Here is a 25,356-nt window from a genome sequence, read left to right as displayed (position 1 = left end):
CCACCGAACGGCATACGCCTGTCAGGGTGAACAAGCCTGACCGCAAGGCGTACCCGGACCTGCCAGAGGATTTCACCTACGTGCAAATCAGCGCCGGAAACGATTATTCCCTGGCCGTGGGCAGCGACGGCAACGCCTACGCCTGGGGTGTCAACGGCTCCGGCCGGCTCGGCGACGGGACGACCACCGAACGGCATACGCCTGTCAGGGTGAACAAGCCTGACCGCAAGGCGTACCCGGACCTGCCAGAGGATTTCACCTACGTGCAGGCCAGCGCCGGAGGCGCTCATTCCCTGGCCCTGGGCAGCGACGGCAACGCCTACGCCTTGGGATGGAACGGCAGTGGCCAGATCGGCGACGGGACGACCACCGAACGGCATACGCCTGTCAGGGTGAACAAGCCTGACCGCAAGGCGTACCCGGACCTGCCAGAGGATTTCACCTACGTACAAATCAGCGGCGGAGCCGATCATTCGCTGGCTGTGGGCAGCGACGACAAAGTCTGGGCATGGGGATGCAACTGGTATGGCCAGCTCGGCAACAACACCATCAGCGGGTACAGTGACGTGAATCCTGTTCCTGTGCGCGTGCGCGACCCCGCCAACCCCACCGACAAGAGCAAAGGACTAAAAGCCACACAGGTCAGCGGCGGGTGGCATCTTTCGCTGGCCCTGGGCAGCGACGGCAACGCCTGGGCATGGGGTGCTAACGACAGTGGCCAGCTCGGCGACGGCACAGGAAACACCAAGTCGGCTCCCGTGCCGGTGGTGTTCAACCTGCAGCTGGTGATCACCGGCGTCAGATTCGACCAGACTGCCGTATCAGGCTTGACGCGCGGCGATGGCAACAGTGTCAGCGTGCTCACGCCTGCACACCAGCCGGGCACGGTCACGGTCAGCGTCGACTACATGATGGGTGGCACAGGAATCACCCTGACCGACACTTCCCTCAGATACACGTACCTGCCCGCAGGCGTGCTCCCCAAGGCCGGAGGGGAAGGCATCCTACTCGCCCTGGGCACCGGCATGACCGGCATGGGCGGAGTCCTCGCATCCCGCCGCCACCGGAGGGAAACGCACCGACTGCTTTACGCTTCGCACGAGTAAGAAAAGGCCTGGGGCGCGTATCAATCCCCCCGCCCCCGGCCCATATAGGGGGCAGGGAGGAAAAGTGCCACTTAAGGCCCAACCCCAAGAGAGCCGACACCCCCTCCCATGCCCCCACCGCACATATCAGTCGACCGCCCGAACGGAACAGAGGAAGCGACTCCTCTTATCCAGCTCGGACGGTCGACTACAACTGTTCTACTGCTGGTCGGCAGTCGTGGCGTAGATGGTCTTCTTGCAGACCAAATACACAACCAGGCCCAGCAGGGACACAGCAGTCCCGATCAGCAGCAGGTTGCTGTAGTTGGCGGCCGGACCGGTAGCGCCCATGATGCTGAAGCCCTCCAGGCTGGGCTTGCCCATCAGGCCGCCGATGATGGCGATGCCGATGGAGCCTGTCACGTTCATGACCAGATCGTTCATGCCCACGCCGCGGCCCGACTGATCCTGGGGCAAGGTGTCAAGCACGGTGGAGACGATGGGCGAATACATCAGTCCGACCCCGGCATAGTAGACACAGGCAGTCAGCGTCAGGGCCAGCAGGCCGGAATTGACCACCAGAGCCGTCCCGGCGAAGCCCAGAATCATCAGACAGGCGGCGATGATGATGGCTGTCTTTCGGCCGATCTTATCTACAATGGCGCCCGAGGTGGTGCCCAGCACGGCGGCCACCAGGAAGGCCCAGACCACATGCAGGGAGACCGTGGTGGTCGACACCTTGTAGACGTCACGTCCGATGGCGTTGAAGATGGGCGACATGCAGTAGTTCATGAAGTAGAAGATCAGAATCAGCCCGATGCCCATCAGCCAGCGCTTGTTGCGGAAGAAGTCCGGGGTGATGAAGGGGCTCTTGGCCCGGCTGATGTACACGGCGAAGATCAGGTAGCAGACAGCGGAGGCCACCAGCAGCCACCAGGCCGTGTACGAGAAGAAGAGGGTCAGCAGGGCCGTGGCCAGTCCGAAGATGACGAAGCCCAGCCAGTCCACCTTCTCGCCGTTGCCGCCGCCGGTGGGCAGGCTCTTGAGCAGGATGGGCAGGAAGATGATGGTGACCGCGGGAATCAGGAAGAGGTACTGCCAGGCTATGGAGCTGAGCAGGCCGGCGGCAAAGATGCCGATGGCTGCAGACACCTGGTAGCCTGCCGTGAAGATGCCGAAGAAGATCACCTTCAGGGAGGGCTTGAGGTACTTGGTGGCCACGACCAGGTAGGCCGAGCCAGCCACCTGTTCGCCGGCGGTCTGCAGCAGCCGGGCCGCGATCACATTCCAGATGTTGGGGGCCATGATCGTGTTGGCCACGTATCCGTACACGGACCCGATGAACAGTATGCACAGGCCGAAGGTGACCAGCTTGCGCAGGGATACGAAGTCACCCAGGGACCCGTAGATGAAGCAGACGATGCCCAGGACGATGCTGGGCAGGGCCGTGATCAGCGAGGCCTGGTCGGGGGCGCCGGCATCCTTGCCGACCTGCTGGAAGACCAGGTTGAAGCCCTGCAGGCACAGGGTGCCCAGGACGAAGGTGATCAGCAGCAGGATCAGCGATCGTACGGCTGTCGAATCCTCGGTGGATTGCTTTTCGGACATGATGTCTTCAATTCTCTTTCTTTTGCGTGAACTTGCCGGGGATGGAGGACCTCAGTCGGCCTGGGAGGCCAGCCTGGTGATCCGGGTCATGAACTCGTCCAGGAAGCGGGGCACGTCCACGCCGACGGCCACGCGCATGGTCTTGTTCGGGTCGTTGAGCCGCTGCTCGTCCCCGATGGTACGCCCGCGAGTGGCGCCTTCGGTCTCCACCTTCATATTGATGGGCAGGGTGGTGACCAGGGTCGGATCCACGGCCACGCCCACGGCCAGCGGATCGTGCAGGCCGCAACCACCCAGATGGGGCGAGGTGGTCTCGTAGGCCTTGATGTAGAAGTCGGTCATGTCCGCCAGGAAGTTGCCTGCCGCAGTGCCCAGCTGCCTCCAGCGGGCGGTCTCCTTGTAGGTCAGCAGGGTCTGCAGGGTCACGTCCAGGCCGACCATGGTCACGGGAGCGCCGGAGCGGAAGAGCACATCGGCCGCGTCCGGGTCCTGGGAGATGTTGGCTTCCTGCCAGGCGTCCACATTGCCCGGCACGGTCAGGGCCCCGCCCATGAGCACAATGGAGCCTATTCGCTGGGCGATGTCAGGCTCCTTGGCCAGGACGGCGGCGATGTTGGTCATGGGGCCAGTGGGCACGTAGACCAGATCCTTGCCGTAGGTGTTGACCGCATCGATGATGAAGTCCACGGCCGACTGTGCCTCAGCCTTGCGGTCCGAGTCGGGGATGGCCACGTCGCCGATGCCGTTCTCGCCGTGGATGAAGGCGGAGACGGGCAGCACCTCGAAGGAGTCCGCCTTACAGGCGTGGGACAGGCCCGGGTAGACCTTGACCTCAGGATGACCCAGCAAGTCGGTGATGGCCAGATCGTTGCGGATGCCCTGCTCCAGGAGCACGTTGCCATAGGTGCCGGTTATGCCGATCAGCTCAACTTCGGGGCTGCCTAGGGCATAGGAGATAGCCAGAGTGTCGTCGACACCAGTGTCCAGATCGAGAATCAGCTTACGCATACAATGTTTCCTTTCATCGCCATGGCTGTATGGAACCATGGCCGTATGCATCCACGATGTCCTTGTGGTGGATGCTTGTTTATCATATGCGAAATCGAGCGGTTTCGCTCCCCTATGACATGCGCAAGTCGTGGACAATATCCGCAAATGTTCATATAGCCCGCAACCAGGGCCCGGATAACGAATCCGGATAGCGAATCCAGCAGCTGGTTCTCCGGCTGATTCCCCTGTCCACAATGGCGAGCCTGGTCGACAGACCGCTCCCCCAGATGCCTATGATTACCCTGATTAAGCCCGGATGATCTGGCGAAAGGGGAGCCCATGGCTGCGATTCAAGGGCGGCGGCGCAATCTGCAAGTGATGACCGCCCTGGGTGTGCTGGCCGGCGGCCTCTATGGCTATACCCTGACTGTCATCTCCGGCGCGCTGATCGGCATGAATCTAGGCTCCGGCCCGGGCGGGCATCTGACTGCCGGCGAACAGGGCATGGTCACCTCAGCCCTGCTGATAGGAGCTGCATTGGGATCCTACCTGGCTGGCAAGTTCAACGACCGTTTCGGCCCCAAGCACATCATCCTGGCCGGCGCCCTGCTGGCCATCCCCGGAGCCCTGCTGAGCGCCCTGGCCCCCAGCCTGATCCTGCTTGGTCTGGGAAGATTGATCATCGGGGCTGGCATCGGCATGACCTCGACCATCGTGCCCATCTACCTGGCCGATATGGTCGGCACGGAGGAACGCGGACGGGTGGTTTCGGTCAACTCGGTCATGATTGTGGTCTGGCAGCTGCTGGCCGTCAGTGTCAACGCCATCCTGGACCGGATAGGTGCCGACTGGCGGACCATGCTCTGGGCCCTGGTGCCTCCGGCCATCCTGCTGGCCCTGCTGGCCTGCTTCCTGCATGACAGCCCGGCCCACCTGATCCGCCGTGGCCAATCGGACCAGGCAGCAGTCTTCCTGGAGTCCACCCGCGACCAGGCAGAGGCCCGGGTGACCATGCGGGAGCTGTCACATCCGGCGAGCGCGAAGACCACCGGCTTCAAGGCCCCCTGGCTCCGGCGGGTGCTGATCGTGGGCATCGGCGTGGCCATGATCAACCAGCTGACCGGGCTGAACATCGTCAACTATTACGCGCCGACCATCTTCACCGACACCCTGGGCTTCGACCCCTCCCTGTCCATGGTGGCCACCGTGCCCGTCATCCTGGTCTCCGCCATAGCGGCAACCATCGGAGGGCTGGGACTGATCGACCGCTTCGACCGCCGCGCCATTCTGGCTGTGGGACTTGCAGGCACCATCATCTTTCTGGCGGCCATCGGGGTCTGTTACCGGTTCGTCGGCGCCCCGGGCAGCGGGTCACGGACTGCCGCCTGGATCATGATCGGCATGATGATGATCTACGTGGTCTTCGTCCAGGGCCTGGTGGCCCCGGTCACCTGGCTGCTCCTGTCCGAGATCTTCCCCCAGCAGGTCAAGAGCCGTGGCATGGGCTACGCCAACGTGGCCATGAACCTGACCAACTTCGGGCTCTCCCTGGTCTTCCCCACCCTGCTGGCCCGACTGGGCGGCACCGGCACCTACCTGCTCTTCGCCCTGATCAATGTGTGCGCCCTGGTGTTCGCCTGGGTCATGGTGCCCGAGACCCGTGGCAAGAGCCTGGCCCAGATCGAGCAGGAGGCCCGCACCCGGGCATGAAACCGGGCATAAGAAGAGGGCGGAACCGGATACAGGCCCGCCCTCATGGAATCTGATACTTCAGATTCAGATGCCTTAAATGTTGAAGACCTGCTTGGCCAGCTTGGCGATGGTGTCGCCGCCCAGCTGTGCGACATCATTCTTGCACTGGTTGATCCTGCCGAAGAGCTGGTCCGCGTCGTTGTATGACAGGGGCTGGCCGATCTCCTTGGACAGGTCAACCAGCTGGTCGATGGTCTCCAGGTTGCTCAGCTTCTCTACCAAGGTCTTCTCGTCCATGAATCACTCCTCTGTAAGCGGCGGTGCAGACACCGGGGGCCTTGCGCCATCGATGCCCACCTTTCCCCTCCCATCATAGCCAGCTAGCGGATGAACCAGGCGCGCAGAGAGGCTCAAATCAGGTCGTAGGAGAAATCGTGGATCTGGTCCAGTGCCTGCCGGCTCTCCTCCAGCCAGGTCATGGCCACCGGATAGACGTGTCCCAGGGTCTGCAGGCGGTTGGGCCTCAGGTCATGCAGCTCGAAGTCGCGGCCCTTCCCGCACAGAATCTCGGCCAGCTTGAGCGCGTCACCCTGCAGAAAGTCGTCGGCGCTGGTGTTCAGGAATACCGGCGGCAGGCGGACCATGTCGACCATGGTCGTCAGGTCGGCCACCTGGTCGCCACCAGCCTGCACGAAGCTTCTGAAGAAGGATGGAGCAACCATGGCCAGGGCATTGGTGGCGGATCCAGTTGTATCGGAGTCTTCCGGATCCACCGATAAGTAAGGAGTCAGATCGAACAGGCCTGAGACGAAGGCAGCACCCCGGGGCCGCAGCCCGGCAGGCTTCAGCCCCAGCCTCTGCGCGAATTGGTCATCGGACTCCACAGCCAGCATATAGAGCGCCAGGGTGCCTCCGGCCGAGTCACCCGTCAGAAAGATCCTGTCGGGTGAGACCGGATACTCGTCCAGGTGGTTCTTGATCCAGGTCAGAGCGGTCAGCACGTCAGACAGCTGGCCCATGAAGTCCGTGCTGGGGATCAGCCGGTAGTTGACCGAGAAGACCGCAAAGCCACGCTGGGCCAGGTGGGTACAGAAGTTCCGGTTGAGCTCCTTGTAGCCGTACATGAACCCGCCGCCGTGGATGTCGATGTAGACCGGGGTAACCCTGCCGTTGCGCAGCAGTACATCATGAGGCAGGTAAAGATCCAGCTTGTGGGCTCGCAAACCATCGTCCAAATAGGCGATGTCGTTGAAGCAGTCCACCCCCTCGGGCACCTGCCAGTGACGGGAACGGGGAGCGTCCATGCGTCCGAAGGTCAGCCGGGATCCCAGAACGGCCCGAACCATATCGGGACTGCAACCATCCAGGTCCCCGTCGACCTCGGTCCATCCCTCCAACAGTTCACGTTCCTCGTCGGTTACGCTCATCTGTGCATCCTTGCTCATCATTCAACCCTCATAACTCCAACCCGCACAGCTTTTCGCATCCGGTCTTGCGTGTTTACAGGCAATATACCATGCCGGCAAACGGACACTCCTGGCCCTGGTCGCGCTCCTGCCGGTAGAATGACGGGAACAGCGACAGAAAGGCCAAGGATGACAATCGCAAGCTACGAAGGCGTATCCGCGCTTTCCCTGGGCCTGCCGCCCAACACCGCCATTCCAGCAGCCAAGGGCGAACTGCCCATACGGGCTTTCACCACACGGCCGCCCGTCTCCTCACGGCTGCGTCAGCACTTCTCCACCAGCGTCGACAGAATCGTCATGCTGGCCCTGCTGCGGCCCGGGACCATCCCGGTGGCGGATGGCGCGCACTGCCATGAGGTGCTGGTCATGGCCATCGGGCTGAAGACCCCCGATGTGCCGGAGGACGTGCTGGAACATATCGCCGCCATGCGCTCCTCAGGTATGGTTTTCATCACCATTCACCAGGGCGAAGAGGGTCTGGCCTGCACCCCGGCCGTCCGCCGGGCCCTGCCCACCAAAGCCGGTCATGAGACCAGACATACGCTCCACCTGGGCAGGCCACGCCCTGCCGATAAGACCAAGTTGACCCTGGTCGGCGACGATATGGACCAGGTTTGGGACAGCCTGTGTGCCCAGGTGACCCTGGACCAGGCTGACGGCACGGATCTGGACAGCCGCCTCGCCGTCCGCGAGCGCATCGACCTGCTCAAGGCCCAGGAGGCCAAGCTGACCGGGGACCACGGCCGGGCCAAAACCACCCAGGACCGCAACACGGCCTTCGCCAAGCTCCAGAAGGTCCGTGCAGAGCTGAAGCAGCTTTCCGCCGATAATCAGACGGCAGAGAATCAGGACGCAGAGTCCGGCCAGGCCTGATTCGTCACTTTGGGCCGGTCAGCGGTCCCAGTATGCTCACCCAACTCGGCGCTCTCGTCGGGAATATCCCTGTAGGCCAGATATCTGCGCAGTTCGAAGGCCGTGGCCAGGATGGGATAATCGCTCAGGCGTCGGGGGTTGTACCCTGTCTCTCTGGCCAGGGCATCCAGTCGGTTCTGCATGGTGTTCTTGTGGATGAACAGCTCCTGGGCGGCGTGGGTGATGCTGCCGTTGTGCCGGGTGTAGGCACTGAAAACCCTCTCGAACCGATCCACCCGATCCGACTCCAGACCAGCAAAGACCTGATCCACAAAGGCCCGGCACTGCTCGATGGGCAGTGAGGTGATCAGCCGCCCCACGCCCATCTGCTCGTACCGATACCGCTGGTCGTCGGTAGTGAACCCGGCCCAGCGCGCAGCAACGCAGGCCTGCCGGTAGCTGTGCCAGTACTGGCCCGGGTCCGCCTGGATCATCCCCGCGCCCAGCACCACCTTGGAGCCGACCACCCTACCCAGGGCCTGGCGCAGAGCAGTCACGAACTCATCCAACTCGGCATCCTCCATCTGCGGAGCATAGATGCGAAAGTCCCTGGGGCTCACGGCGAAGAGGGGAACCCCGAAGGACAAGCACGTCTGGCAGAGCCTCTCGTAGAGCCGATCCTGGTTGAGTCTTTCCAGCCGGATACCTGGCGCCCGACCGACCAGAGCCCGCCGTGGACCTGGCAGATCCAGGTCCAGAGCCAGGGCCAGGGCGTTCATCAATTCGTCGTCCTTGTGCTCCAGGGTCAACAGGTTGACCAGGTTGCTGGTCATGATCCGCCGGTTGAATCGGGCGATCTGCTCCATGTTGGCGAAGAGCATGAGCTCGGTCATACGCTCGATGATCCCGCCCAGAGCGCCCACCTTGTTCACAGGACCCGTGATCCCGATGACCGCCACCACCGCATCGTTGAGCACCACCGGCACGTTGACCCCGTCACGGGCCCCCTGATAAGGATGCCGACGATCCACGGCAACGGTTCGACAGTCAACGGCCGCCTGACGGGCCGCGTCATGGAAGCTGCCGATGCGCGAAGGATCAGTGCTGGCCACCATGGTTCCCTCGGTGTCGAAAAAGTTGATGTTGTACTCGATTACATCCTTGAGATTGTCGACGATTGTCTGCGCCGTCGCAGGGTCTATGGTCATGGCGCCTCCCTACGAACATGGTACATGAACCATTTACGCCAGCGCCATCCATCGCTTTTCGGGTATGGGTGCCCTGGCAAAAAGTGCACAACAGAGCCACACTGAAAGTGAGAAAAATTATGGGATCGTTACTGGTCCGGCAACTACGACGATGCTGACCCTGGTCCCTGGCACAAGTTACGGATCAAAGGAACTGACATGGACATTACCCTGTCATGGTGGGCCGCCCTGCTGGGTCTGGCCCTGGCCATCATCCTCATTCTCAAGAAGCTCAACACCACCTATGCGCTCATGCTGGGAGCCATCGTAGGCTGCCTGATCGGGGGTGCCTCCCTGGGCCAGACCGTCAACATCGTGGTGGCCGGCTCCCAGAGCGTCATGGGCACGGTCATCCGGGTCCTGGCTGCCGGCGTGCTGGCGGGGGTCATGATGGAGTCCGGCGCCGCCAACCGGATAGCCCGGGCCATTGTGGACGGCCTGGGCGAGCGCATGGCCATCCTCTCCCTGGCCCTGGCCACCATGATCATCTGCGCCGTCGGAGTCTTCATCCCCGTGGCCGTCCTGATCGTGGCACCCATCGCCATCGAGGTCGGCAGCCGGCTCAAGATCTCCAAGCTGGCCCTGCTGATCGCGCTGTCCGGCGGAGGCAAGGCCGGCAACATCATCTCCCCCAATCCCAACACCATCGCGGTGGCCTCGGGATTCCACATACAGCCCTCGGCGGTCATGATCGGCAGCTTCATACCGGCCTTATGCGGACTGGCCATGGCCGTCCTGCTGGCCACCATCATGCAGCATCGCGGACGGATCGTCACCATGGACGACCTGGGCGAGGACGCGGCTAAAGCCTCCAAGGACAAGGATCTGCCCTCCCTGGGACGCTCCCTGGTGGCCCCGATCACCGCCGTGGTCCTGCTCCTGCTCAACCCCGTGGGTTCCATTCTGCACATCGGCCTGCTGGAGCGGTTCCAGGTGGATGCCATGTACATCCTGCCCCTGGCATCCATCCTGGGTCTGCTGGCCATGGGACAGGGCGGCAAAATCCTCACGTACACCAGCGCCGGCCTGCAGCGCATGGTTGATGTGGTCCTCATCCTGATCGGAGCCGGAGCCCTGGGTGGACTGATCACCAGCTCCGACCTGCCCAAGCAGATCGTCAACCTCATCCACGCCATGGGCGTGCCCGGATCCATGCTGGCCCCCATCGCCGGCATCCTCATGGCCGCAGCCACGGCCTCCACCTCCACGGGCGTCATCCTGGGCAGCAGCTCCTTCGGCAAGTCCATCCTGGCCTTCGGCACCTCGGGGGTGGCCGCCGCAGTCACCATGCAGGCGGGCGCCACGGTCATCGACCAGCTGCCCCACGGCAACTACTTCCACGTCACCGCCAAGTCCATCAACATGACCCTGGGCGAGCGGATGAAGGTGGTCCCCTTTGAGTTCCTGGTGGGCCTGACCATGACCCTGGTGGCCATGCTGGTCTATCTGGTCTTCTGAAACGACGGGTCAGGAAAGGTAACAACCATGAAAATCATCATTGCACCCGACTCCTTCAAGGGCAGCCTGACCGCCAAGGAGGCTGCAAATGCCATCGAACACGGATTGCGTCGCAGCCCCCTCAAGGCCGAAATGGTCCTGGTGCCCATGGCAGACGGCGGCGAGGGCACGGTCCAGTCTCTGGTCGATGCCACCGGAGGCCATATGATCCAGGCCCAGGTCACCGGACCCCTGGGTCAGACCGTGAACGCCAGCTACGGCATCCTGGGTGACGGACGGACAGCCGCCATCGAGATGGCTGCGGCCAGCGGCATTCAGTTCGTCAACGAACAGACCCGCGACCCGCTGGTCACCACCACCTACGGCACGGGCGAACTGATCAGCAAGGCCCTGGACCAGGGCGCGCAGGAGATCATCGTCGGCCTGGGCGGCTCGGCCACCAACGACGGCGGTGCCGGCATGGCCCAGGCCCTGGGTGCCCGGTTCCTGGACGCCGACGGGCATGAACTGACCCAGGGTGGAGCGGCGCTGGCCCGGCTGGACCGAATCGACGTCTCCGGGCTGGATCCCCGATTGGCCCGCACCCGCATTCGTCTGGCCTCGGACGTGACCAACCCCCTGACAGGTCCCGAGGGAGCCTCGGCCGTCTTCGGACCGCAAAAGGGAGCGGACCCATCCATGGTGGCCACCCTGGATGCGGCCCTGGCCCACTATGCAGCCGTCATTCGCGAGGACCTGCATCGGGAGGTGGAGACCAAGCCGGGCGCAGGGGCCGCCGGCGGTCTGGGCGCGGGATTCCTGGCCTTCACTCCGGCTGTCATGGCCTCGGGCGTCAGCATCGTGGTGGAGACCACCCGTCTTAAGGAGCTGGCCCGTGGCGCCGACCTCTGCTTCACAGGCGAGGGCGGCATCGACTTCCAGACCGGTTTCGGCAAGACCCCCATGGGCACAGCCCAGGCCGTCAAGGAATCCTCCCCCGGCTGCAAGGTCATCGCCCTGGCCGGCAACGTGGGCGCCGGGACCGAAGAGCTCTACAAGGTGGGCATCGACGCCATCTTCAGCATCAGCCCGGGGGCCGTCAGCCTTGAGGATGCCATGGCCAAGGCCGCCGACAACCTATCCGCAGTGGCCGAGAACATCGGCAGGCTCCTGGCCTGATCCGACTCTCGGATCAGCAGAACAACGAAAGGGCTCCGGATGCTTTGCGCACCCGGAGCCCCCTGTAATCAGAACCCCTGTCGGAATCCCTGTTCGGCATAACCTTCAACAGTCATGCTGAACAGTGGGAAGTCATCAGTCGAATTTGGTGATGACCGAACGGATGACCTCGCCGTTGACCAGCTGCTTGTAGGCCTCGTCGATCTGGCTCAGCTTGATGTGCTGGCTGACGATGTCATGCATGTTCAGCCTGCCGTCCACAGCGAAGTCGGCATACATGGGAATGTCGTGCTTGATGTTGGTGGAGCCCATCCACACGCCCTTGAAGCCGCGCTGGTGGACCAGCAGGTCGGCCGGGTTGATCTCCAGGGAGACCGTGGCATCCGGCTTGGTCAGACCGATCGGGTAGGCGGTGCCGCCCACGCCCAGCATGTCCCAGGCCTGCTTCATGGTGACGGGCAGACCGATGGCCTCGAAGGCCTGGTCCACGCCGCCGTCAGTCAGCTCGCGCACCTTGGCCACAGGGTCCTCGTTCTTGGAGTTGATGACGTCGGTGGCGCCGAACTTGCGGGCGAACTCCAGCTTGTTGTCCAGCAGGTCGATGGCGATGATCCGCTTGGCGCCGCAGATCCGTGCTCCCGAGATGATGTTCAGGCCGATGCCGCCGGTACCGATGACGGCCACGGTGTCGCCGGGACGCACATGGGCGGTGTTGATGGCCGCTCCGGCTCCGGTGATGGTGGCGCAGCCGATGCAGGCGGCCTCATCCCACTTGACCTGGTTGTTGACAACGGCCAGCTGGTTCTCGTGAATCAGGGCCTTCTCGGCGAAACCGCCGGTGCCGAAGGCCTGGGTGATGGGCCGGCCGTCGGGGAAGGACAGACGGGGCTTCTCGCCCGCGCCGCGCACGCACTCCTGCTGCTGAGTGCAGGACTGCGGCTGGCCCTTGAGGCAGTTGGCGCAGTGTCCACAGACCTGCTCCAGGGAGGCCACCACATGGTCGCCCACCTTGATGCCGGACACCTCGGGACCCACAGCCTCGACGATGCCCGAGATCTCATGGCCGATCACAGCCGGGAAGGGGAAGAACTTGTCGTCATCCTCGACCAGATGCAGATCCGAATGACACAGACCCGAGGCCTGTACATCCACCAGGACCTCCGCGCCAATGGGGTCGTCAATGATGATCTCCTCGGGCTGGGCAAAGCCCTTGCCGATGCCGTAGGCAATCGACGCCTTGATCTTCTGAGGCATAAACCATCTCCTAATCGCAATGCCGCCACCGGCCTCATGCCAGGCAGGGCAAAAAACAACCTTGAATATTCCGCTGTGGCAACGGCCATCCTCAATGTATGCACCGCTGCCGCAGACCACCTTCATGCTAGCAGGAAAGAGGGGCCAATCAGCATTTAGACTGGCCCGGGAAGAAGCCTCCGGCGTTTCCTCGACGGGGACTCCAAGCATCCATAGAATGGGCTTCATGTGTGGACGATTCGCGGCCGACCTGGACTACTCCAGCCTGGCCCAGCATTACGGTGCCCGGCAGGCTCCCGGACTGCCCGAGCCCTCCTGGAACATCAGCCCCGGGTCGGTCATCGCCCTGGTGGCCCAGGACCGACATGGGCAGCGGCATCTGCATCCGGCCCGCTGGAACCTGGTCCCATCCTGGTCCGGAAGCGATCAGATGGCTTACCCCACCCACAACGCCCGGGTGGAGAGCGCCCTGACCAAACGGACCTACGCGGACTCGGCCAGGAGTCAGAGGGCCATCATTCCGGCCAGCGGCTACTACGAGTGGACACCTGACCACCAGCCCTACTACTTCCAGGCCCACGACGGCCACACCCTGAACATCGCCGGCCTCTACTCCTGGTGGCGTGCCGGGCCTGGCCAACCCTGGCTGCTGACGGCCACCATCCTGACGACGCAGGCCACGCCGGAGGCCGCCTGTGTGCACGACCGGATGCCCCTGCTGATCACCGATGAGAACCTGGACTCCTGGCTGGACCCAGGCACAGAGGGCAGTACGATCCTGCCCAAGGCTGTGGAGCCTGGCCGTCATGCTTCCGAAGAACTGACCATGCACCCGGTGGCGCCCCTGAAGGGGGACGGTCCGGAGCTGACAGAGGCCATGGCCCTGGACCAGAGGGTCAAGAGAATTTAGAGGGTTCGAAGGATTCAGATGGTGAAGCCCAGCTCCCGCGCAGCCTCGGTGGGGACCGGGTCGTAGGCCCAGTACTCGCTCAGGTTGTCGTCGGAGGACAGACTGCGAATCTCGGCCTTGTCGATGTAGACCTCGCCCCATAGATGGTCGGTCTCATGCTGGAAGATGCGAGCCGGCCAGCCGTGCATGCGCTGGCGGTGCTTGCGCCCGGAACGGTCCTCCCAGCTGGCCGTGATGTCCAGCCAGCGCCGCCGGACCGCCTGGAATCCGTCCAGGGACAGACATCCCTCATAGAAGGCCGCGGTCGCCTGCCCGATAGGCTCGTAGGCGGGGTTGATGATGACCCTGAAGGGCAGTTCATCGATCTGGCGCGGATCGTCCTCGTCGTCGCGGACATGGTCCTCGATGACGGCGATGGCCAGGCCCAGGCCCACCTGGGGCGCTGCCAGTCCCACGCCCGGGGCCTCAAGCATGGTGGTGCGCATGGCCTTGAGCAGCCTGTTCAGAGTCTTGGCTGCCAGCTGACCCTTGTAGGGCTGGGCCTGCTGACGCAGGACGGGCTCGCCCATCTGCACGATAGGCAGGAGCTCCTCTTTGCCAGCCTCGGCCAGCATGGATTCCACCCGGTGGTTGAGATCGGCGTCGAAGGCCGCCTTTCTGCCGAACATGGATGATTCCGCCTTTCCTGGGTCGTCGGTTCAGATGGCCAGCTCGTCGGCCACGACCGAGGCCAGCCGCTGGCAGACCTGGTCGGCCTGCTCCTGGGTGGCCGCCTCGACCATGACCCTGACCAGGGGCTCGGTGCCCGAGGGCCGCAGCAGGACCCGCCCGGTGTTGCCCAGCATCCGCTCCTCCGCCTCGACCGCATCCTGGACCTTGGCGTTGGTGCGGGCCGCGTTCTTGTCCACGCCTGAGACGTTGATCAGTTGCTGCGGCAGCTGGGGGAAGTCGGCGGCCAGTTCCTTGAGGCTCTTGCCCGAGCGCACGACCTCCTTGGCCAGGGTCAGGGCCGTCAGGGTCCCGTCGCCGGTGGTGGCGAACTCCCGGTTGATGACGTGCCCGGACTGCTCGCCGCCCAGGGTGTAGCCCCCGCGCAGCATCTCCTCAAGGACGTAGCGGTCGCCCACAGCCGTCTGGACGGTGACGATGCCCATCTGCTTCAGGGCCAGTTTGAGTCCCAGGTTGCTCATGACGGTGACCACCAGGGTATCGTTGGCCAGCTTGCCCTCGCGCTGCTTGGCGCGGGCCAGGATGCCCATGATCTGATCGCCGTTGACCATGTTTCCCTCTTCGTCCACGGCCAGACAGCGGTCGGCATCCCCGTCGAAGGCCACGCCCATGACCGCGTCCGAGGCCTTGACCATGGCCTGCAGCTGCTCGGGATGGGTGGAGCCGGCGTGCTTGTTGATGTTGTAACCGTCGGGCGAGGCGTTGATGACCACCACGTCCGCTCCGGCCCGGCGTAGGGCCTCGGGGGCCACCACCGAGGTGGCTCCGTTGGCGCAGTCGGCCACGATCCGCAGACCGTCCAGGGGCTTGGGCTGGGTCTTGTCGGGGGCGACAGGGGCCACGGCCTCCACCAGATGGTCGATGTACATGTTGGTGGCGGTCACCGTGTCATGGGAGACACGGCCCACGCCCTCGCCCACCGGGCGCTCCCAGTCCTGGCCCAGGACCGCTTCGATGGCGTCCTCCTTGGAATCCTGGAGCTTGAAACCACCCCGGGCGAAGAACTTGATGCCGTTGTCGGGCATGGGGTTGTGGGAAGCGGAGATGACCGCCCCCATCTCCACGTTGAGCACGCTGGTCAGGTAGGCGATGCCCGGAGTGGGAATGATGCCCACGTCGATCACGTCGAAGCCGCCCGATGACATGCCGGCGGCCAGGGCCGAGGCCAGAAAGTCCCCGGAGACCCGGGTATCGCGGCCGATCAGGGCCCGTCGGCGGCCCGCGGACCGATCCGCGCCACGACCCAGGACACGGACTGCCGCATCGCCCAGATCCAGGGCCAGCTGTGCAGTCAGGTCTCTATTGGCCAAACCGCGTACACCATCGGTACCGAATAATCTGGGCATTTGCTCTCCTCCGAACGTACCATCCTGCATGCAGGCAACAGATTCATTATGGCCCCGACCCTGACCCGTCGCCACCCGGGCCAGGGTCAGGCGTAATACTCAGCGCAGCCGCTCGTTGTATTCGCGGACCTTGAGAATGCGCCTGGAGGACTCCGTGTTCTGGATGATCATCCCGCGCAGGGCCTTGGGGGCCTCGGCATGGTCGGCCAGCCAGGCATCACCCGCCTTGACCAGGGCGGCCGGGTCGGCCTTGGTCGGGTAGAGCCCGCCTGCCGACAGGGGGTTGAGCAGGGTCTCCGCAATGTGGAAGGTCTTATGGGTCCAGACCTCGTCCACGGCCGCGAAGAAGCGAGCCACATAGGGCGCGAAGAGCTCCTGGTCACCCGAGCCGGAGAAGCCGTCGGCCAGAGCCTCGATCTGCGAGTTGGTCAGATCCTCGTTGTGCAGGGCCTGATCCCAGGCCCAGGCCTTGGCCTGATCCGTCGGACGGGCTGCCCGGGCTCCCATGGCGAACTCCCGGTTCTCCGTGGTGTCTTTCGCGGCCAGCTCCCGGTCGATCTCGCCGTCAGCCAGCAGGTCGTGGGCGGACAGGGCGTGGATGATCAGCCAGCGGGTGTTGTTGTCGATGGTCAGCCCCTCCAGCTTCAGGTCGCCGCTCAGCAGACCACGGGCGTGATCCTCGAAGTCGGCGTCGTCCCCGTAGCCCAGGTAGGCGCGGACCAGCTGGAACTGCTCGTCCGAACCGGGCTGGGCCTTCATGGCCAGATCCCAGAGCGTGCCGGCCACCAGCTGCAGCATGGGCTGGCGGCGACGGGAGGCGGTGAAGTGGTGGGCTGCCGTGGAGATCTGAGACAGGGCGTAGCGGAAGGTGGTGGACTGATGCTCGGTGGCCAGGGCCTTCAGGCTCAGGCTGATGAAGCGCTCGGCAGGGAACTGCGCATCCCGGGTCATGTCCCAAAGGCTGAGCCAGACCACAGCCCGGGCCACACGGTCCTCAATCCGGTAGAGATTCTGCGTGGCATACTCCAGGGAGTCCTGGTCCAGACGCAGCTTGGCGTAGGTCAGGTCGTCATCGTTGATCAGGATCAGGGCCGGACGCTTCTTGCCAACGACCTGGGGCACTTCGGCTCCCTGGCCCTCCAGATCCAGCTCGAACCGGTCTGTGCGCACCACCTTGCCGGACTCGTCCTCGTCGTAGAAGCCCACAGCCAGGCGGTGCGGGCGCAGGACCGGATGCTCCTCGGGGGCGGTCTGGTCGATCCGCATGGCGGTGATGGTCCCCTGCTCGTCGGTCTGCACCAGGCTGGTCAGCGTGGTGATGCCGGCCTCCTCAAGCCAGAGCCGGGACCAGTTGCCCAGGTCGCGGCCGCTGGTCTTCTCCAGCTCGGTCAGCAGATCCTTCAGGGTGGCGTTGCCGTGGGCATGGGCCGTCAGATAGTTGTGGATGCCCTGGAAGAAGCGCTCACGGCCCACGTAGGCGACCAACTGCTTCAGCACAGAGCCGCCCTTGGCGTAGGTGATGCCATCGAAGTTGACCTCGGTATCGTGCAGGTCACGGATGGGGGCCACCACCGGGTGGGTGGTAGGCAACTGATCCTCGGTCAGGGCCCAGCTCTTCTCGCCGGAGCAGAAGGTGGCCCAGTCGTCGGTCCACTCGGTGGCCTCGGCGGTGGCCAGGGTCGACATGAACTCGGCGAAGGACTCATTCAGCCACAGGTCGTTCCACCATTTCATGGTCACCAGGTCGCCGAACCACATGTGGGCCAGCTCATGCAGGACGGTCTCCACACGGCGGTTGATCTGGGCCCCGGTGGCCTTGGACTCGAAGACATAGGAGTCGCGGAAGGTGACCAGGCCGATGTTCTCCATGGCGCCCGCGTTGTATTCGGGCACGAAGATCTGGTCGTACTTGGCCCAGGGGAAGGGCAGGTCCCAGGTCTTGGCGTAGAAGGCGAAGCCCTTCTTGGTCACGTCGAAGAGGTATTCGGCATCCCCGTCCAGGGAGTCCTTCAGTGCCTGGCGGCAGTACAGACCCATGGGGATGGTCCGTCCGTCCTCGTTCCGATACTCACTGGTCCATTGGGCGTAGGGGCCGGCGGCGAAGGCGGTCAGGTAGGAGCTCATGACAGGGGTGGTCTGGAAGATCCAGCGGGTCACGCCCTCGGTGCGGCCGCCCTCCAGGGTTCCCTCGGCGGTACGGCTGTCCAGGTCCTGATGGGAGGCGGGAGGCATGTTGGACAGGACCGTCCAGGATGCCGGGGCGTCCACGGTGAAGTCGAAGACCGCCTTGATGTCCGGCTGGTCGAAGACGGCATAGACCCGGCGGGCGTCGGGCACCTCGAATTGGGAGTAGAGGTAGACGTTGCCGTCCGAGGGGTCCACGCTGCGATGCAGTCCCTCGCCTGTGCGCGAATAGCGGCAGAGGGCCTCCACCCGCAGCTGGTTGTGCTGGCGCAGGTCGTTGAGCTCAATCCGGTCCTCCCGGAAGGCCAGGGCCGGGTCCAGACGCCGGCCGTTGAGCTCGATCAGGCTCACCTGGTCGGCGATCAGATCCACAAAGGTGGACTCCCCCGGCCGGGCATCAAAGTCGATCAGGGCCGTGGAGGGGAAGGTGGCAGGCCCCTTGGTCAGGTCCAGATTGACCTTGTAGCTGACATTGGATACGACGACGGCTCGCTCTTCGGCTTCCACACGAGTCAGATTGGCTCCGGGCATGAATTTCCTTTCGCGCATGGATGCCGGTGCCCCCACCGGCATCGGCATAGGTCCTGTATGGATATGGCATGTCAAGTCTAATGCGGGCACCAGCCGACGGGCCAGCGCGACGATTCCCCTCTTTTCTGACGGCGCAGTCCGGACGGGAATAGTCGGGCCTTAAGGCGGTTGTTCATGGTCCATGCCTCACGAGTCTGGCAGAAAGGGAGCGTCATGCAGGTCCGGACCGGGTTCACCACTCAGCAGCTCAACATGCTCTGCCAATACTCCTACGGGATCGGTCGGGGGGATGTCAAGACCCGGCCGGGCCTACACCTGTTCGAGGATCCGGCCCTGGGAAGCTACTGGGTACTGCGGTCCCGCTACTGCCCAGAAAACGGCTTCGAGGGGATGATCGCTGCCCCGGACCTGGAGGGCGGCCCGGACTATGCCCATTTGGTCGTGGTCTACGCAGGCACCAACCTGCGCGATGACCCCCGCCACGACATCCACGCCGCGCTGACCTGCTTCCTGCCGCCGCTGAACGGGGAGCCGGGACAGACACAGCAGGCAGGCATCCTGGCCGAGCAGGCACTTGACCTGGCCCGGCGCAGGGCGGGAACCGACCGTGGGGTGCTCTTTACCGGGCATAGTCTGGGCGGAGGCCTGGCCCTGATCCAGGCGGCGGAGCAGGACCTGCCCGCCCGGGTCTTCTGCGCCGCCGACCCCTGGCGGGTGCTGGACCAGGAGCAGCGTCAGCGGGTGGCCCGTCACCACGGGGACGGAAAATTCCTGGACTATCGTCTGGGCAACGACCGGGTGACCGGGACCGCCAATCGACTGCTGAGCGGACAGGCCGACCGCAGCGCCTGTGTGGTTTGGTGCGGCAAGGGACCCAGCAGGTTCGGACACTGGCTGGGCGACTTCGACTTCGACCAGGGCGGCGAGGTCCTGGTCGAAACTCCCCTTACGGTGACCGCATATCCACGGTAGTATGGAAACCGGGCGGTCTCCAATGAGGGAGCGTCACCCGCCCGCAGGGATGTCATGTTGGGTTATTCAACTTCGTCCGTGCAGGGCCTACACGCATATCAGAGAGGATATACGATATGAAAGCATTGATGTACTACGGCAAGGAAGATGTACGTCTGGAGGACGTACCCGAGCCTGAGCTCAAACCGGGGACCATCAAGATCCACCCCGCCTTCACGGGCATCTGCGGTTCCGATGTCCATCTTTACTACGACGGAGCAGTCAACGGCGGCGGGAATTCGCCCGACCATCCCCATCCCCTGACAGGAGAGACACTGCCGGTGGTCTTCGGCCATGAAATCTCGGGTACCGTCGAGGCCATCGCCGACGATGTGCACACGGATATGAAGGTGGGCGACTCGGTCGTCGTCGAGGCCGAACTCGCATGCGGCGAATGTCCAGCCTGCAAGGCCGGCAACTACAATGACTGCGACAAGCTGGCCGGCATCGGCATCAACGGAGGCGGCGGCGGACTGAGCGAGCATATCGTGGTTCCGGCAGAGCACGTCTTCCCCGTAGGTGACATCCCACTGGATCAGGCTGCCATGATTGAGCCCTTCGCCGTGGCCCACCACGCCATCCGCGCCATGGATCCCCACGAAGGACAGACCGCAGTGGTCGGCGGCGCCGGGCCTGTGGGATTACTCATCGGCACCATTCTGCGCGCAAAGGGAATACGGGTGATCATGTCCGAGCTCTCGTCGGCTCGTAAGGAGAAGGCCCTGCAGTCGCATTCGGCCGACATCGTTGTTGATCCCAGCAAGGAGGACCTGGCAGAGAGGGTCCGCCGCGAGACCGACGAAGCCGGGGCTGACCTGGCCTTCGATGCAGCCGGAGCCGAGCCGGTCGACCACCAGCTTTTGGAGGCCTTGAAGGCCACTGGCGGACTCATGGTCGTTGCCCTGCATGGCAAGCCCATCACGTTGAATCTGACCAAGGAGCTAGGCTTCGGAGAGAAGTTCATCCGGGGCACCATGGGATACGCCAACGATCATGCCGACGCCATCAAGCTCATTCATGACCGGGACATCGACCTGTCCACCTTTATCACCGACCGGATCAAGGTCGAGGACATCGTGGACAAGGGCTTCCGTCCGCTGCGTGAGGACGCGGAAAACCACGTCAAGATCATCGTGAGCATGTAAACGCTCCCTTCTGCTGATAACACTGAAGGCTCCGGCCGTCCTTCAGGGCGACCGGAGCCTTCGGTATTCAGTATGCAGGCAGCGGCGATCAGTCCTGCGGCTGCACGTCGGTGGCGATGTCGGCCACCACGGGCACGATCATGGGCCGGCGGTGCAGCTTGCGGGAGATCCAGCCGCCCAGGGTGCGGCGCATCATCTGCTGGAGCTGGTAGGTGCCGGTGGTCCCCTTGGACATGGCATCCTCAAGCTGATCAACTATCTGGGAGTTGATGGACTTGAACTCGCTCTCGTCCTCGGCCACGGCGTTCAGGTAGAGCTTGGGGCCGGAGACGACCTTGCTGGTCTCGGTGTCGACCACGGCGAAGGCGGAGACGAAGCCCTCGGTGCCCAGAATCCGGCGCTGCTCCAGCTCGTCGTCGGTCAGCTGACCCACCGAGTCGCCGTCCACATAGACGTATCCGCAAGGCACGGATCCGACCACGGCGGCCTGGCCGTGGTAGAGATCAACCACGTCGCCGTCCTCGGCCAGGACCACATTCTGCGGATCCACGCCGGTCTTGACGGCAATCAGGCCGTTGGCCACCAAATGCCGGTTCTCGCCGTGGATGGGCATGGCGCACTTGGGCTGCACGATGTTATAGAAATGCAGTAGCTCGCCCTCATCGGAGTGGCCGGAGACGTGGATGGCTGCGTTGTCTCGATTGACCACCTTGGCGCCCAGACGCACCAGCTTGTTGATGACCTTGTAGACCTCGTGCTCGTTGCCGGGAATCAGTGAGCTGGCCAGGATGACCGTGTCGAACTCATTGATGGTGATGTCACGATGGGTCCCGTCGGCGATGCGGCCCAGAGCCGCCATGGGCTCGCCCTGGGATCCGGTGCACATGTAGACGATCTTCTCGTCGGGAATGCTGTGGGCATCCTTGAGGTCGACCACGGTGTCCTCGGGCAGGTGAAGGTAGCCCAGGTCGGAGGCGATGGACATGTTGCGGACCATGGACCGGCCAGCGAAGACCACCTTGCGACCGAACTTGTGGGCGGCGTCGACAACCTGCTGCACCCGGTGGACGTGGCTGGAGAAGGAGGCCACGATGATCTTGCGCTGAGCCTCGGCGAAGGCCTTGTCCAAGGCGGGGGCGATGGAGATCTCGGGCTTGACGAAGCCGGGAACCTCGGCGTTGGTGGAATCGACCATGAGCAGGTCCACACCGGACTCACCCAGCTTGGCGAACTCCCGCAGGTCAGTTAGACGATGGTCCAAAGGCAACGGGTCGATCTTCATGTCGCCGGTGTCGATGATGTGACCCGCCGGAGTGCGCACCGAGACGGCCAGGGCGTCAGGAATGGAATGGGTGACCGCCACGAACTCCAGGCTGAAGGGGCCCACCTTGAGCTTGTCGCGGCCCTTGACCTCAACCTCGGTGGGCTTGAGATGATGCTCCTCACACTTGGCATCCACGAACCCCAGGGTCAGCTTGGAGCCAATCAGGGGGATATCAGGACGCAGCTTGAGCAGATAGGGCACGCCGCCGATATGATCCTCATGCCCATGGGTCAGCACCAGGGCATCCACCTGATCCAGCTTGTCCTTGATATAACTGAAGTCGGGCAGAATCAGGTCCACGCCCGGCTGCTCCTCCTCCGGGAAGAGCACACCGCAGTCAATCAGCAGAATGTGTCCGTTGTACTCGATCACATTCATGTTCCGGCCAATCTCCCCCAAGCCACCAAGGGGGACAATACGCATAGAGCCCTTACGGTACTTGGGGGGCGCCACCAGACGCTGCTCGGTCTGGGTGCCCTTGCCGCGGGCAATGGCGCCGTTGCGGCGGCTGCGGGATTCACCCCGGGACCTGCCAGACCCCTGCTTGCCGTTCTTGGAGGAGGACCGACGATTTCTGCTCTTGCCGGTCGTGTTTGATTCTTCTTGTTTTCTTGCCATTCTCACTTGTGTTTCTATCATCTGTGCCCCTGCCTGATACAGGGACGACGCTTGGTTGCTTGTCAGGAACGCATCAGCCCTGCGGCCTTCATGCCTTTCTCGGCTTGGGTCAGCTGGTCCTTGCCAGGCCCAAGATTAGGGAGTCTCATCGTCGTGCTGTCCAAGACGCCGGCCACTTTCAAAGCGGCCTTGGCCATGACCGCCTGCTGCCCTTGGCCGTTCAGAGCCTGGACCAGCGGGTCCAGACGCAAGGCCAGATCCCTTGCGCCGTCCAGGTCGCCAGCATCGAAGTCGTCGGCCAGGCGCCTCATGGGTCCGGACGCCACATGGGCAATCACCGAAATGACACCGACCGCACCCAGGGCCAGGAAAGGCAGAAAAAGCCCGTCATCACCCGAGTACCAGGTCAGGCCGGTCTCCCGACGTTTGCGAGGCACGGAAGCCAAGTCACCCGTAGCATCCTTGACGGCCTCCACATGCGGCAATTCGGCAAGACGACGGTAGGTATCCACAGTCACGTGCAACCCAGTGCGGCCAGGTACATCGTAGAGCACGATAGGACGATCCGCAGACCGGCAGACGGACCTGAAATGCGCTACAACCCCATCCTGGGAGGGCCGCGAATAGTACGGCATGACCACCAACAGGGCATCCGCCCCGGCTTCCTGGGTCATCTCGGCCATGCGTACCGTGTGCGCCGTATCATTGGAGCCTGCTCCAGAGATGACGGGCACATCGACGGCATCCTTGACGGCTCGTACCAAATCGACTTTCTCTTCCATGTGGGTGGCCGGAGATTCACCGGTGGTGCCGTTGACCAGCAACCCATCCGCCCCATCAGCCACAAGCCTGCGGGCCAGTTTGCCAGCGGCCTCAAAATCCACGGACCCGTCATGGTTCATGGGGGTGACCATGGCCGGCACGACCCGCCCGAACGGGGCCTTATCCAATAGATGGGTTTGAAGCTCAGACATACTTCAACGCTACTTGCAGACGGGGACTCATCACCTTCGCGACACCCCCCCACTGTCAGTCTTGGACAAGTAACGTGCGCCGAACCTCCATGAACCCTGCCCAAATCAACAAGAGGGGAAAGAGACGGTCCCCAGCAGCATAAGCCAGATGGCAGGGCCGGCCAGGCCACCCTGCTGCCTCCCACGCTGCGCGTTCGATCCGTGCCTATAAGCAGAGAGCAGCATCCCGGGGCAAGCTCATTGTTGGTCCTGCACGGCGGTGCTGCCGCGTGCCAGGGCGGCCACCAGGGTCATCAGGTCGAAGATCAGCGCCCAGGCCGCCAGCCACTCGAAGGAGGCGTCACGGTCGTCGCCCGCGCAATAGTCGATTGCCCACAGGTCCTGCAGAAACCACAAGGCGCCCGTCGCGCCCACCGCCACGCACCAGGGCAGACACGACAAGGGGGAACCCCCGGACAACAGGCACAGCATCCACGACGGCAGCACACACGACGCAGCCGAAGCCGCCCACGCCGCCACACGGCCACGCACCAGATCCGACACGAACCGCAGCCAGGTCACCCCGGCCACCACCAGCACAGCCACCGACACGAACACCCAGCGCATCACCCCCGGACGCTCGCCAGTCATCGCACCGAACATCACCCCCCAGCAGGGCATCGTCGGCATCGTCAGCGCTAGGCACCAGAACCCCGGACGCCCCCCACGGCTCTCGAACCGGCCCAAAAACCACCACATCGCAAAAACCGAGAACAGGCCCGCCAAGCAGAACTGCACAAAACGGTCGCGCATCCACTGCTCATCCCCGTACAGGAACGCCCAGCCCGGCACAAACCCCGCCAGAAAGGCCGCCCCGTACACCGCCAGCTTGCGCACCACGCCGGCACGCGAAAAGGCACGCTCACCCGCAGGCGCATGACGCGCGCACCCCGCCACCCGCGACATGATCGAAGACGCGCTCTGCAGCCAGGACTTCCCTGCAGGAAGCCGCAATGAACCGGAAACACCACCAGCCATCACACACCATCCTCCCGCTCAAAGCATCGAATCCGCCACTCGACCCGCCAGAGCGTTGATTCCGTTCTTATATCAGTGTCGTTCATGCAGGCCTCTTCCCATCCCGCATCGCCGGAGTTCGTCCTACTCCTGCACAAGCACGGACCCCCAAGACCCGGCCAACGACGAGAAGGGCTTCGAATAACCAAGGCCCTCAGACACCAGCGTCTTCCACCCGACACCGCCTTTATCCTGATTATAGACTTGCCGCTTCAAGGCATCGACATCGTCTTTGACCACGGAGGAAACGGACGGGTCCAGCCCGGCCTGGGCATCCGGGGTCATCGGCTGGCATCGTCGTCATCATTGGAGGCTCCCAGGAGGGAGGCGATCAGCATGATCAGATCGAACACCAGCGCCCAGGCCGCCAGCCACTCGAAGGCCGCGTCACGATGCGTGCCCGCGCACTTCCCGATCGCCCACATGTCCAGCACGAACCACAAGGCGCCCACGACACCCACCACGCAGCACCAGAACAAGGACACGCCAGCCGACCCCGTCACCTTGGCCAGCATCCAGGACGGCACCACGCACAACACCACCATCGCCGCCCACGACAAGAACCCGTTGCGCACCAGCCGCATCACCAACGGAAACAGCGACACCCCAACAACCACCAACACAGCCACCGACACGAGAATCCACCGGAACACGCCACCGGAATAGCGGGCGCCGGAACCCGATATGACGCCGAACCCCGGAGCGCACGGAAGCGACA

General features: G+C 63.7%; 22 protein-coding genes. 9 read left to right on the top strand and 13 right to left on the bottom strand.

From position 1 onward, the window contains the following. A partial coding sequence (locus H3V04_RS00515) for an RCC1 domain-containing protein (protein ID WP_373564629.1) occupies positions 1-1,106 on the top strand: 1,106 nt, incomplete at its 5' end. A gap of 198 nt (positions 1,107-1,304) precedes the next feature. On the opposite strand, the gene H3V04_RS00510 is transcribed toward H3V04_RS00515, so the two are convergent. Further along, positions 1,305-2,693: an MFS transporter gene (locus tag H3V04_RS00510; RefSeq protein ID WP_198186864.1), complete on the bottom strand. Its 1,389-nt coding sequence runs from the start codon at positions 2,691-2,693 to the stop codon at positions 1,305-1,307. A gap of 51 nt (positions 2,694-2,744) precedes the next feature. Further along, positions 2,745-3,701, bottom strand: a complete 957-nt coding sequence (locus H3V04_RS00505) for a nucleoside hydrolase (RefSeq protein WP_198186863.1) — start codon at positions 3,699-3,701, stop codon at positions 2,745-2,747. A gap of 321 nt (positions 3,702-4,022) precedes the next feature. Between H3V04_RS00505 and H3V04_RS00500 the strand changes: the two genes are divergently transcribed. Then, entirely contained in the window at positions 4,023-5,393 is a 1,371-nt protein-coding gene (locus H3V04_RS00500) for a sugar porter family MFS transporter (protein ID WP_198186862.1), read from the top strand. A 75-nt stretch (positions 5,394-5,468) separates the two neighbouring features. Here the strand turns inward: H3V04_RS00500 and H3V04_RS00495 are convergent, their stop codons facing one another. Together H3V04_RS00495 and H3V04_RS00490 are read right to left on the bottom strand one after the other, a co-directional pair. Beyond that, the gene (locus tag H3V04_RS00495; protein WP_015021464.1) at positions 5,469-5,672 is read right to left on the bottom strand and encodes a hypothetical protein; all 204 of its coding nucleotides are present in this window, start codon (positions 5,670-5,672) and stop codon (positions 5,469-5,471) included. 113 nt (positions 5,673-5,785) lie between these two features. Further along, on the bottom strand, positions 5,786-6,802 hold the full coding sequence (locus H3V04_RS00490; RefSeq protein WP_232342390.1) for an alpha/beta hydrolase: 1,017 nt from the start codon (positions 6,800-6,802) through the stop codon (positions 5,786-5,788). Positions 6,803-6,970: 168 nt separating this feature from the next. Here H3V04_RS00490 and H3V04_RS00485 point away from each other — a divergent pair, with 168 nt between their 5' ends. After that, the gene (locus H3V04_RS00485) at positions 6,971-7,714 is read left to right on the top strand and encodes a DUF4391 domain-containing protein (RefSeq protein WP_198186861.1); all 744 of its coding nucleotides are present in this window, start codon (positions 6,971-6,973) and stop codon (positions 7,712-7,714) included. On the opposite strand, the gene H3V04_RS00480 is transcribed toward H3V04_RS00485, so the two are convergent. After that, on the bottom strand, positions 7,687-8,901 hold the full coding sequence (locus H3V04_RS00480; protein ID WP_198186860.1) for a sugar diacid recognition domain-containing protein: 1,215 nt from the start codon (positions 8,899-8,901) through the stop codon (positions 7,687-7,689). The genes H3V04_RS00485 and H3V04_RS00480 overlap by 28 nt on opposite strands. Before the next feature lie 198 nt (positions 8,902-9,099). Here H3V04_RS00480 and H3V04_RS00475 point away from each other — a divergent pair, with 198 nt between their 5' ends. Together H3V04_RS00475 and H3V04_RS00470 are read left to right on the top strand one after the other, a co-directional pair. Beyond that, on the top strand, positions 9,100-10,398 hold the full coding sequence (locus H3V04_RS00475) for a GntP family permease (RefSeq protein ID WP_110424965.1): 1,299 nt from the start codon (positions 9,100-9,102) through the stop codon (positions 10,396-10,398). A gap of 27 nt (positions 10,399-10,425) precedes the next feature. After that, positions 10,426-11,556 carry a glycerate kinase gene (locus H3V04_RS00470; RefSeq protein WP_198186859.1) on the top strand — a complete coding sequence of 377 codons (1,131 nt, stop codon included), beginning with the start codon at positions 10,426-10,428 and terminating at the stop codon, positions 11,554-11,556. Between the two features lie 135 nt (positions 11,557-11,691). Here the strand turns inward: H3V04_RS00470 and H3V04_RS00465 are convergent, their stop codons facing one another. Then, positions 11,692-12,810, bottom strand: a complete 1,119-nt coding sequence (locus H3V04_RS00465) for a zinc-binding dehydrogenase (protein ID WP_198186858.1) — start codon at positions 12,808-12,810, stop codon at positions 11,692-11,694. Positions 12,811-13,036: 226 nt separating this feature from the next. Between H3V04_RS00465 and H3V04_RS00460 the strand changes: the two genes are divergently transcribed. After that, entirely contained in the window at positions 13,037-13,720 is a 684-nt protein-coding gene (locus tag H3V04_RS00460) for an SOS response-associated peptidase (RefSeq protein WP_198186857.1), read from the top strand. A 14-nt stretch (positions 13,721-13,734) separates the two neighbouring features. Here the strand turns inward: H3V04_RS00460 and H3V04_RS00455 are convergent, their stop codons facing one another. The 3 genes from H3V04_RS00455 to pepN all read right to left on the bottom strand — a co-directional run bounded on the left by H3V04_RS00455 (position 13,735) and on the right by pepN (position 18,510). Next, on the bottom strand, positions 13,735-14,388 hold the full coding sequence (locus tag H3V04_RS00455; RefSeq protein WP_198186856.1) for a peptide deformylase: 654 nt from the start codon (positions 14,386-14,388) through the stop codon (positions 13,735-13,737). A gap of 30 nt (positions 14,389-14,418) precedes the next feature. Then, positions 14,419-15,795, bottom strand: coding sequence for a phosphoglucosamine mutase (gene glmM / locus H3V04_RS00450; protein ID WP_198186855.1), 1,377 nt, complete (start codon positions 15,793-15,795; stop codon positions 14,419-14,421). Positions 15,796-15,894: 99 nt separating this feature from the next. Beyond that, complete coding sequence (gene pepN, locus H3V04_RS00445; RefSeq protein WP_198186854.1) at positions 15,895-18,510, bottom strand: aminopeptidase N; 2,616 nt, start codon at positions 18,508-18,510, stop codon at positions 15,895-15,897. 174 nt (positions 18,511-18,684) lie between these two features. On the opposite strand from pepN, the gene H3V04_RS00440 reads away from it, so the two are divergent. Both H3V04_RS00440 and H3V04_RS00435 read left to right on the top strand, forming a co-directional pair. After that, a complete protein-coding gene (locus H3V04_RS00440) occupies positions 18,685-19,482 on the top strand; it encodes a hypothetical protein (protein WP_156149563.1) in 798 nt (265 codons plus the stop codon). 116 nt (positions 19,483-19,598) lie between these two features. After that, the gene (locus H3V04_RS00435) at positions 19,599-20,666 is read left to right on the top strand and encodes a 2,3-butanediol dehydrogenase (RefSeq protein WP_198186853.1); all 1,068 of its coding nucleotides are present in this window, start codon (positions 19,599-19,601) and stop codon (positions 20,664-20,666) included. An 88-nt stretch (positions 20,667-20,754) separates the two neighbouring features. On the opposite strand, the gene H3V04_RS00430 is transcribed toward H3V04_RS00435, so the two are convergent. The 4 genes from H3V04_RS00430 to H3V04_RS00415 form a co-directional block, all read right to left on the bottom strand. Beyond that, positions 20,755-22,608: a ribonuclease J gene (locus tag H3V04_RS00430; RefSeq protein WP_045935108.1), complete on the bottom strand. Its 1,854-nt coding sequence runs from the start codon at positions 22,606-22,608 to the stop codon at positions 20,755-20,757. Positions 22,609-22,670: 62 nt separating this feature from the next. Further along, positions 22,671-23,582 (bottom strand): 4-hydroxy-tetrahydrodipicolinate synthase, encoded by a 912-nt coding sequence (dapA, locus tag H3V04_RS00425; protein WP_198186852.1) that lies wholly within the window; start codon positions 23,580-23,582, stop codon positions 22,671-22,673. Between the two features lie 237 nt (positions 23,583-23,819). Further along, a complete protein-coding gene (locus H3V04_RS00420) occupies positions 23,820-24,599 on the bottom strand; it encodes a hypothetical protein (RefSeq protein WP_198186851.1) in 780 nt (259 codons plus the stop codon). A 320-nt stretch (positions 24,600-24,919) separates the two neighbouring features. Continuing rightward, positions 24,920-25,063: a hypothetical protein gene (locus H3V04_RS00415; protein WP_198186850.1), complete on the bottom strand. Its 144-nt coding sequence runs from the start codon at positions 25,061-25,063 to the stop codon at positions 24,920-24,922. Here H3V04_RS00415 and H3V04_RS00410 point away from each other — a divergent pair. Further along, positions 25,062-25,304: a hypothetical protein gene (locus tag H3V04_RS00410; protein ID WP_198186849.1), complete on the top strand. Its 243-nt coding sequence runs from the start codon at positions 25,062-25,064 to the stop codon at positions 25,302-25,304. The two genes, H3V04_RS00415 and H3V04_RS00410, sit on opposite strands and share 2 nt — an antisense overlap. The last annotated feature ends 52 nt before the right edge of the window (positions 25,305-25,356 follow it).

The sequence above is a fragment of the Bifidobacterium sp. M0353 genome (genome assembly GCF_016100645.1).
GTDB classification, from domain to species: domain Bacteria; phylum Actinomycetota; class Actinomycetes; order Actinomycetales; family Bifidobacteriaceae; genus Bombiscardovia; species Bombiscardovia choladohabitans.
The sequence above is the reverse complement of the archived record's forward strand: the minus strand, read 5'-3'. Positions and strand labels throughout refer to the sequence as shown.